Raw genomic sequence first — 9,018 nt, forward strand, 5'->3', positions numbered from 1 at the left:
CACCAATGTCGAGGCGATCATGGGCGCCATCGACAAGGCCTGGTCGGAAGCCGGTGTCGCCATTCTGGTCGATCTCGGCGGCGCCGAGACCAACTCGGAAATGGCGGTGGAGATGATCGGCGAGCCACGGTCGCACAAGATCATAGTCTGCAACGCGCCGATCGTCGAAGGCGCGGTGATGGCAGCGACCGAGGCCTCCGGCGGCGCCTCGCTGCGGGAAGTGGTGGCGACGGCACATGAATTGTCGCCGTCGTGAACGAACGGGAATTTTGAAAGACATGTCCGCATCCGCCGAAGCGACCGTTGTGATCACCCACGAGGTGGGTCTGCACGCGCGTCCTTCGGTGAAGTTCACCAAGCTGGCCAAGAGTTTTGCCGCCGAGGTGGAGATCGCGCTCGCCGCCAATGGACCATGGTTCGACGCCAAGAGCATCGTCAAGGTGATGGCGGCCAAGGCGCCGAAGGGCACCGTGCTGCACATCAGGGCCAGCGGTGACGGCGCCAATGATGCCGTCGACGCGTTGGTCGAACTGGTGCGGCGCGATTTCGACGAAGGCGCGGACCATGTCCGAACCGCTTAGACTGCAAGGCATTTCGGCGTCGGCCGGCTATGCCGAGGGGCCACTGTTCGACCTCGACCAGACTGTCGTATCCTATGTCGGCAAACAAACAGCCGACGACGAGAAGGCCGCGCTCGAAGCCGCAATCGCCGTCGCGACAAGCCGTCTCACCGCATTGAGCGAGATGGCCGAGGGCGATGCCGCCGACATTCTCGAGTTTCAGATCGCCATGCTGCAAGACGATGCGCTGAGCAGCCCGGCCTTTGCCGCGATCCGCACCGGCCTGCCAGCCGACAAAGCCTGGCGGCAAGCGCTTGATACCGAGATTGCCGGCTACGACGCTTCAGACCAGGATTATTTCCGCGCACGGGCCGCCGACATACGCGATATCAGGGACCAGGTGCTGCGGGCGCTGTCCGAGGATGGCGACGTCCAGGCGCCAACCGGCGCCATCCTCTACGGCTGGGATATCGCGCCGACGCGTTTTCTCGAAACCGACTGGAGCCGCGGCGGCGGCATCGCACTGAAGGCGGGCAGCACCGCCAGCCACGTCGCCATGCTGGCGCGTTCGCGCGGCGTGCCGATGGTTGTCGGGTTGGGCACTTCGCTGGCTCGTCTAACCGGCACAGCGCTGCTCGACGCCGAACATGGCGGCATTGTGCTGTCACCCTCCAAGACTGAAATCGCTGCTTTTCGCCAATCGTCCTCATCATTCCGGGCGCGCAGCGACCGGGCCGGGACGTTCCTGGCGCGACCGGCGGTGACCAAGGCCGGCACGGCGGTGCGCGTGCAGGTCAACATCGCCGACCCGTCCGATGTCGACCTCATCGACATTACGACCTGCGACGGAGTCGGGTTGATGCGCACCGAATTCCTGTTCGGCAAGACGCTGCCGGATGAGGAGACGCAGTATCGCGCCTATCGCAAGGTGCTGGAGTGGGCCGGTGAAAAACCGGTGACGATCCGCACCGTTGACGCCGGCGGCGACAAGCCGGTGCCCGGCTTTACGGTCGAGGAGAGCAATCCGTTTCTCGGCCTGCGCGGGATCAGGCTGTCGCTGGCAAGACCCGAGGTGTTTCGTGTACAGATCCGGGCGCTGCTGCGCGCCGCTGTCCATGGCAGCCTGAAAGTGATGTTCCCTATGATCGCCATTGTGGAGGAATACCGACAGGCAGCGGCGATGTTCGCCGAAGAGCAGACTGCACTTGCCGCACGCGGCGTCGCACACAACATGCCGCCGCTCGGCATCATGGTCGAAGTGCCTTCGGTGGCGATCGTACCGGAAGCCTTTACCGATGCCGCCTTCTTCTCGATCGGCTCCAATGATCTCACCCAGTATGTCATGGCGGCCGCCCGCGACAACGCTGCCGTGGCGCATCTCAATTCGGTCCGTCATCCGGCCGTGCTGCGGCTGATCGCTGCCGTGACGGCGTTTGGCCAGCGGGAAGAGATCCCGGTCAGCCTGTGCGGCGATGCAGCCGGCGATCCAGCCTCGATCCCGTCACTGATCGAGGCCGGCCTGCGCGATCTTTCCGTCGCGCCGGCGCAACTCGCCATGGCCAAGGCGGCCGTCGCGGACGTTTCTGTCTAGGCGCGGCCGGCATGGTCGACAGGACACCCGAACCCGGTTCCGAAGAGGCGATCCGCGCCTACAAGACGATCCTGTCGCAGGTCATCGACCAGCGCCCGTCCGGTATGCGCCAGCGCCTGGCCGATGCGCTCGGCAAGCACCGCAGCTTCGTCACGCAGATTTCCAGTCCTGCCTATTCGATCCCGATTCCGTCAAAACATTTGCCGGCTATATTTTCCGTCTGCCATTTCAGCCCGGCCGAGCGCGACCAGTTTCTCGCCGCCTATCACCAGGCGCATCCAGGCAAGATGTCGATCGCATCAGGCATGCGCAAGACGCGGCATGTCTCGCTGATCGTGCCGGATTTCGGCGACGACAAGCAGAACGCCGCGCTCGATAAGGCGGTGAACGATTTTATCCAAAAGATCACCAGCATCACCGGCAAGAGTGGCTGATCGAACTCTTGTTTTACGCAATTCCGGACGGAAAACCGCGATACACTTTTCCTGGAATTGCTTTGGAAGGCCTATTTCGGGAGGAGACGGCCGTGAAGAAGTTTATCAATTCGGTGGACACGGTGCTGACCGAAAGCCTCGACGGCTTCGTCGCCGCCCATGCCGACATCCTCGTGCTCGGCGACGCGCACAAATTCATCCGCCGAAAGACCTTGCGGCCGGGCAAGGTGGCGCTGATCTCCGGCGGCGGTTCCGGTCACGAGCCGCTGCATGGCGGCTTTGTCGGTCACGGCATGCTGGACGCCGCCTGCCCCGGCCAGGTATTCACCTCGCCGACACCGGACCAGATGCTGGCGGCGGCAGAGGCCGTCGACACCGGCGCCGGCTGCCTGTTCATCGTCAAGAACTATGAGGGCGACGTCATGAATTTCGAGATGGCGGCCGAAATGTCGGAAGGCGTCCAGCAGATCGTGACCAATGACGATGTCGCGGTCGAGAATTCTTCCTATACGACGGGCCGGCGTGGCGTCGCCGGCACGCTGGTGGTGGAAAAGATCGTCGGCGCGGCGGCCGAACACGGCCTGGCTCTGGCGTCGCTGAAGGCGCTTGGCGACCGCGTCAACGCTGCTACCCGCTCGATGGGCGTGGCGCTGACCAGTTGCACCGTGCCGGCGGCGGGCAAGCCGACTTTCGATATCGGCGACGGCGAGATGGAGTTCGGCGTCGGCATCCATGGCGAGCCCGGCCGCCGGCGCGATGCGCTGAAAAGCGCCGATGCGATCGCGCAGGAGATTTGCGCCGCGATCCTCGGCGATCTCGGCGACAAAGCGAAAGGCCCGGCGCTGCTGTTCGTCAACGGCTTCGGCGGCACGCCGCTGATGGAACTCTATCTGATGTACAACAGCGCACGGCTAATCTTCGAGAAGCATGGCGTGACGGTGACCCGTTCGCTGGTCGGCTCCTACGTCACCTCGCTCGATATGGCCGGCTGCTCGATCACGCTGACCATGCTCGACGACGAGACGACCGCATTCTGGGACGCGCCGGTACACACTGCGGCGCTGCGCTGGGGCATGTAAAAGCTGGCTTACATTAGGCTTTTCTGCAACCATTCCTGACTTGCTCGCAATGCTAGCTGGGTTGATGCTGCCACCGCTTACTTCCGCCGAAGAAAGACTCTTGCTGCGCTTCGCTGACCCCGAGGCGGCGGCAGGCGGCGAAGATTTGTCGGCAAAGACGCTGACGGCGCTGCTCGACAATGCCGAGTTTCACGGCGTGCTGCCGATCATGTTGCGCAAGCTCAGCGGGGACGCGCGGCTGCCAGCGGATGCCGACCTGCACGGCAAGCTGGAGGATCTGCGCCAGAAGGCAACGATCGCCACCGGCCAGTCGATGCTGTTGAAGTATCATGGCGACCGCATCATGAAGGGATTGGCGGCGGACAATATTCCGGCGCGGATCGTCAAGGGACCCGTCTTCGCGCGAAAGCTCTACCGCAACGTCGCCGACAGGCCCTTCACCGACATCGACATCCTGGTCGAACCCGCCAATCTGGCCAGGGCAAACCAGGTGATCGCGGCATGCGGCTTCGAGCTTGGCAGCAACGAGGCCGAATCCTACGAATTGCAGGAATTCAAATGGCTGGAAAAAGAGAATTCCAGCCTGCTGGTCGAACTGCATGGCGACCTCGTGCATGACACCGGCATGCGGCGGCGCCTGTCGCTGGGTTTCCCTGAATTGCGCGCCATCGACGGCGAAGCCACGGACACGCCGGCGGCTCTTCTAACGATCGCCATCGTGCACGCCGCCGGCGGCCACAAATTCCACCGCCTGCAGCTTTGCGTCGACGTGCTGCAAGGCGTGCGGGCGCTGCAATCACCCGAAGCGGAAGCACGCCTGTTCGACGCTGCCCGTATGACCGGCATCGAACTGGAGTTGGCAATCGTGCTCAATGTGACCGGCCAGCTGTTCGACGAGAGCCGCGCGCTCGAACTCGCCGGCCGCATCAAGCCCGACCTCTCCATACGGCTGGCCAGGCGGTTGATCACAACGAATACGCTGCTTGGCGTCAATTCCAGGGACAGACTGGGCTCACGCCTGCGCCGCGACGCCTTCCGGTGGATTCAGAGATTGGCCAAGGCCAGGCCGCAAGTAGCCTGACTTGACGTCAATCCAGGGTGCCGCGGATCAGCGCCGCAGCGTCAGCCGGGCGCGCGCCTACTTCGAGCTGGAAGGTCGGCACCGCATTGACCAGCCCGGCGATGGTCGCCAGCCTGCGCTTCTGCATCGGCAGCAGCCCGGTCATGCCGGTGCGGACATTGTCGACTGCCAGCGCCACCATCGCGTCGGTCCTGGCCATGGCGACGAGCCGGGTCTGCCCGTCGGCGGAACGCGCCAGGTGCAGAAGCGCCGCCACCGGCCGGGCGGATGCGTTTTCCACCCGGATGATACCGCCCAACCGTTCTAACGAGACCGGCTGTTCGCCGTTGCGATCCCACGTCTGGCCAAGGCATGGCGCCACCTGCGGGATCATTTCGGCAGTCTTCCGGTGGATTTTGACGGCGCGCGGCAAGCCCCAGGCTACAACCTTGCCCGAAGCGACATTCAGGATCATGGCGTCGTCGGAGCAGAGGCCAAAGCCCTGTGTTGCCAGCGCCAGCGACGTCGTGGTCTTGCCGGTGCCGCTCGGGGCGTGGATCAGCACCACCGCATCGCGGTCAGGCAAGGTCAGCCCGGCCGTATGCAGCATATGCTGGCCACCGGCGTCGAGCGCGGCATCCAGGACCAACATCGACGGCGTCCAGGCGGCTTTCGTACCGGTGCTAATCCGGAGTTCGGCCCAACCTTCCCCACCATTGATCGCAACGGTTTGGCGCCCGGGAAAGACCAGATGGACAATGCCGCCATCCTCGATCATCCGGCAGGGACCATCCTCCGGCACCTCGCCATCGAAGACCAGGGATCCATTGGGTGTCTCGTCCAGCGTGTCTGTTTCGGTGATCTCAAGACGAAAGTCCGGCGCGACGGGTTCCTCTATGCGCAGGCTGCCCAGCATCCGGTCGAAATCCTGCCACAGCTCGGAGCGCTCGGCCGATATGCCAAGGATCAGGCCGTTGAGGCCATAGCAGGCTGAAGGTCTGGTCAAGCGGGACGCGCCTTTACGGCATCGGCATGATGACGATAGATCTCGACCATGCCGGGAAGCTTGTCGCTGACCACCGGCTTGCCGTCGAGGCAGACCCAGCAATGCGCCGATAGACGCTGCGCTTGCATCGACTGCGGTTCGACGCCGAAGCGCAGGTCCGGATCGAAGCCGGCTAGTCGCAGGAAACGATGACCGAGCAGACCTTCCCTCAAGCACCTGCGGTCACGCATCAGCCAGGGATGGCGGACCGTGCGGTTGACGCTCGCGACGATGTAGGCGGACGCCAGACCGCGATAGGGCGTCGACGAGGCGAGCGGCGCCCATTTGAGCACCTCCTCGAAGCTCCGGTTGGTGACAAGGACCGGCATCAGCCGCGCGCTCGCCCAGAGATGGCAGCGAAAAAGAGCGCGCAGGAGCGGGCCGTCAGCCATCAAGCACCTGGCGCGGCGAGGATACCTTCCGAGATCAGATCCGTGGCCAGTGCCGCCATGTCCTGATCGAGCGTCCCCTTGTCGACCTCGAACTCCTCGCAAAGCAGGTCGACGATCTGGTCGAGGTTGCGCGCGCCGTCCACCTTGTCGAGAAAGGCTTCGGTCGTGCCGTTGCATGTATAGAGCTGGCCGCTGCGCGCCAAAAGCACGACTGCGCCATCGCCCACATGCTGCACCGAGGCATCCTCGGCCAGCCGCAGAACGGTTCCAGAGACTATTTCCACCACGCCCCCTCCAAGCCATGCTCATCCCGGAAATCAGATAGCGCGGAGGTGGAGCGCTGTCTATCGGCCGATCACGGGAGCCCAGTTCAGGGGACCAACGGCCTTGCTGACAGATTCTCCGCGCCAGTCGCGTTAGAACCTGCTCGGTTGCGTCTTCCCGGCCGCATTCGGCCCAGAAATAGTCATCGATGAAACGTGACAAACAGCGGGCTGCCGGCAGCGGACGTTGCATTTCTTCCCCTAAGTAAGGTAAAACCTGCCTGGGTATTGGGGAGATAGCGTATGCGTTACAATTGGGAGCGAGCTCCGACGAGCTTCGAACGTCATAGAAAAGCGCTGGCGACAGCCATTTTGATCGCTGGCGGCATTGGCCTCATGCTTGTGGCCCTGCCGATCTAGAAACAACCTTGAGACAGAGCGGCTGCCGGCGCTTGGGCGTGACCTCTCAGCGTGGCTGCCCGGTCACTGCGAGGAAGCGGCGATCGCGCCCCTCGAAACCCTGGCTGAAACGCTGCACCAGCACGACAATTACCGCCGGCTTGCCGGCCGGGGTAAGTTCGTAGGATTCCGACAGGCTGTAGGAGGTCGGGCAGTTTCTTGAGCCCGGCACGGTCTTGTCCTCGTGCAGGATCTTGAACGGCTTGCCGTCCTGGCCTTGCAGCGTCAGCCGGAAGCCGAGTGCCTTGCCAGATGTGTCGCGCTGCTCCGTCGTTGCGAAACTCGCCGAACAATCGCTCGTGCTGGCTGCCAGGATCTCGTCGAGCTGGATGGTCGAAACGCCCGTTTCGCCATGGAGCGGCGACAGCCATTTCTGCGACACCTGTTCGAGGCGGGAGATGTCGTTGTAGGCAACCATTTCACCCGGAAAGGTGAATTTGTCGGACGCTGTCTGCTCGGCTGGGGATGTGATTGCATAATGGGCGAGAATGGGCGCCGCCTGAGCGGCGGCCTGCGCCCTCGCCTGCTCCAGCGTCAGTGTCGCCTCCTCCGTCTCATCGACGACGAGGATCGGCTTACCGCCAACGAACCGATCCGTACGGGTATCGATGATGTCGATCTCAGACCAGCCGGAGTCCGAGGCGCCGGCGTCGAGCGTTCCATATTGCTCGAAGGCGAAATAAGCGCCATCCGGCGAAAAGCCGATGATGTGCCGTGCCGCGGCATCGCCGGCTTCAGCGGTTCCGGTGGACATAGCAAGTACGGCGCCCATGACCGACGATAGCGAAAAGCGCCCGATGATCCGAACAGCAGCAGACATCACCACCCCAGTCCCGTCTCGCAGTTCATAGCTGCTTGCCCCCAAGCGCCAGGTCGATGCCGTCGTCACAATGGCGTGGATTTGCGGCCAAGGGTAGAGCGCGCTATCTGGAAGGAAGAAAAACATTTCCCGGGGAGGTATGGATGGCTTCACGCTATCACGAGGTCTATGAAGGCTGGAAACGCGATCCGGAACAATTCTGGGCGGATGCGGCCGGCGCCATCGACTGGTATTCGCCCTGGGACAAGGTGTTCGACGCCAATGCCGGTGTCTATGGCCGCTGGTTCACCGGCGCCACCTGCAACACCTGCTACAATGCCATCGACCGCCACGTCGCCGGCGGCCGCGCCGACCAGATCGCGCTGATCCATGACAGTGCGATTGCCGGAACCGTGAAAAAGTTCACTTATGCCGAGCTGAAGCGCGAGGTCGTCGCGCTGACTTCGGTGCTGAAGAACCGCAGCATCGGCAAGGGTGACCGCGTCATCATCTACATGCCGATGGTGGCCGAGGCGGCCATCGCCATGCTCGCCTGCGCCCGCATCGGCGCGGTGCATTCGGTGGTCTTCGGCGGCTTCGCCTCGCATGAGCTTGCCACCCGCATCGACGATGCCAGGCCGAAGCTGATCATTTCGGCATCCTGTGGCCTGGAGCCAGGCCGCGTCGTTGCCTACAAGCCGTTGCTCGACAAGGCGATCGAGATCTCCCGCCACAAGCCGGACGCCTGCCTGATCCTGCAGCGCGACCAGTTGCGCTGCGAGTTGAAGGAGCATTTCGACATCGACTACGCCGATGCCGTCGCCCGCGAACGGGCAGCGGGCGCCAATGTCGATTGCGTGCCGGTGCTTGCCACCGATCCGCTCTACATCATCTACACATCGGGCACGACCGGTCAGCCCAAGGGCATCGTGCGCGACAATGGCGGCCATATGGTCGCGCTGAAATGGACGATGGAAAACGAGTTCGGCGTCAAGCCGGGCGAGGTGTTCTGGGCGGCATCCGATGTCGGCTGGGTGGTCGGCCATTCCTACATCGTCTACGGACCGCTGCTGCATGGCTGCACCAGCATCCTGTTCGAGGGCAAGCCTGTCGGCACGCCCGATGCCGGCACCTACTGGCGGGTGATAGCGGAGCATGGCGTGGTCGCGCTGTTCACCGCGCCGACCGCATTCCGCGCCATCAAGGGGCAGGACCCGAAGGGCGAGGTCATTGCCAAACACGACCTCTCGAAGTTCCGCACGCTGTTTCTTGCCGGCGAGCGCGCCGACCCGGAAACCATCAAATGGGCGGAGCAGAAGCTGAATGTGCCTGTGGT

At 63.4% G+C, this 9,018-nt stretch carries 11 protein-coding genes; 7 read left to right on the plus strand and 4 right to left on the minus strand.

All coding sequences use genetic code 11. From position 1 onward, the window contains the following. The 6 genes from EN925_RS11665 to EN925_RS11690 all read left to right on the plus strand — a co-directional run. Window positions 1-256: PTS mannose transporter subunit IID (locus tag EN925_RS11665; RefSeq protein WP_127238564.1), on the plus strand; the 256-nt coding region annotated here is incomplete at its 5' end. Window positions 257-278: 22 nt separating this feature from the next. Beyond that, window positions 279-581, plus strand: coding sequence for an HPr family phosphocarrier protein (locus EN925_RS11670; RefSeq protein ID WP_013528086.1), 303 nt, complete (start codon window positions 279-281; stop codon window positions 579-581). Continuing rightward, window positions 565-2,151 (plus strand): phosphoenolpyruvate--protein phosphotransferase, encoded by a 1,587-nt coding sequence (ptsP, locus tag EN925_RS11675; protein WP_127384624.1) that lies wholly within the window; start codon window positions 565-567, stop codon window positions 2,149-2,151. Before EN925_RS11670 ends, ptsP begins: the two co-directional genes overlap by 17 nt. A gap of 11 nt (window positions 2,152-2,162) precedes the next feature. After that, window positions 2,163-2,585, plus strand: a complete 423-nt coding sequence (locus EN925_RS11680; protein ID WP_013528088.1) for a hypothetical protein — start codon at window positions 2,163-2,165, stop codon at window positions 2,583-2,585. A gap of 92 nt (window positions 2,586-2,677) precedes the next feature. After that, complete coding sequence (dhaK, locus tag EN925_RS11685) at window positions 2,678-3,664, plus strand: dihydroxyacetone kinase subunit DhaK (RefSeq protein WP_063173532.1); 987 nt, start codon at window positions 2,678-2,680, stop codon at window positions 3,662-3,664. 100 nt (window positions 3,665-3,764) lie between these two features. After that, window positions 3,765-4,745, plus strand: coding sequence for a nucleotidyltransferase family protein (locus EN925_RS11690; RefSeq protein ID WP_224618437.1), 981 nt, complete (start codon window positions 3,765-3,767; stop codon window positions 4,743-4,745). A 7-nt stretch (window positions 4,746-4,752) separates the two neighbouring features. On the opposite strand, the gene EN925_RS11695 is transcribed toward EN925_RS11690, so the two are convergent. The 4 genes from EN925_RS11695 to EN925_RS11710 all read right to left on the minus strand — a co-directional run bounded on the left by EN925_RS11695 (window position 4,753) and on the right by EN925_RS11710 (window position 7,703). After that, the gene (locus EN925_RS11695; protein ID WP_013528091.1) at window positions 4,753-5,730 is read right to left on the minus strand and encodes a hypothetical protein; all 978 of its coding nucleotides are present in this window, start codon (window positions 5,728-5,730) and stop codon (window positions 4,753-4,755) included. Next, a complete protein-coding gene (locus tag EN925_RS11700; protein WP_013528092.1) occupies window positions 5,727-6,161 on the minus strand; it encodes a lasso peptide biosynthesis B2 protein in 435 nt (144 codons plus the stop codon). The genes EN925_RS11695 and EN925_RS11700 overlap by 4 nt, the downstream gene beginning before the upstream one ends. Beyond that, the gene (locus tag EN925_RS11705) at window positions 6,161-6,448 is read right to left on the minus strand and encodes a PqqD family protein (protein ID WP_032898709.1); all 288 of its coding nucleotides are present in this window, start codon (window positions 6,446-6,448) and stop codon (window positions 6,161-6,163) included. The genes EN925_RS11700 and EN925_RS11705 overlap by 1 nt, the downstream gene beginning before the upstream one ends. Before the next feature lie 442 nt (window positions 6,449-6,890). Next, window positions 6,891-7,703, minus strand: a complete 813-nt coding sequence (locus EN925_RS11710) for a DUF2259 domain-containing protein (protein WP_164753479.1) — start codon at window positions 7,701-7,703, stop codon at window positions 6,891-6,893. Between the two features lie 143 nt (window positions 7,704-7,846). On the opposite strand from EN925_RS11710, the gene EN925_RS11715 reads away from it, so the two are divergent. Further along, window positions 7,847-9,018: AMP-binding protein (locus EN925_RS11715; protein WP_164894183.1), on the plus strand; the 1,172-nt coding region annotated here is incomplete at its 3' end.

Origin of the sequence: Mesorhizobium sp. M7A.F.Ca.US.006.04.2.1 (assembly GCF_004022915.1) — a bacterium.
Lineage (GTDB): Bacteria > Pseudomonadota > Alphaproteobacteria > Rhizobiales > Rhizobiaceae > Mesorhizobium > Mesorhizobium ciceri.

Excerpts from the sequence above, each read along its gene's own strand:
- EN925_RS11700 (WP_013528092.1), bottom strand. The coding sequence starts at position 6,161 with ATGGCTGACGGCCCGCTCCTGCGCGCTCTTTTTCGCTGCCATCTCTGG.
- EN925_RS11670 (WP_013528086.1), top strand. The coding sequence starts at position 279 with ATGTCCGCATCCGCCGAAGCGACCGTTGTGATCACCCACGAGGTGGGT.
- EN925_RS11710 (WP_164753479.1), bottom strand. The coding sequence starts at position 7,703 with ATGTCTGCTGCTGTTCGGATCATCGGGCGCTTTTCGCTATCGTCGGTC.
- ptsP (WP_127384624.1), top strand. The coding sequence starts at position 565 with ATGTCCGAACCGCTTAGACTGCAAGGCATTTCGGCGTCGGCCGGCTAT.
- EN925_RS11680 (WP_013528088.1), top strand. The coding sequence starts at position 2,163 with ATGGTCGACAGGACACCCGAACCCGGTTCCGAAGAGGCGATCCGCGCC.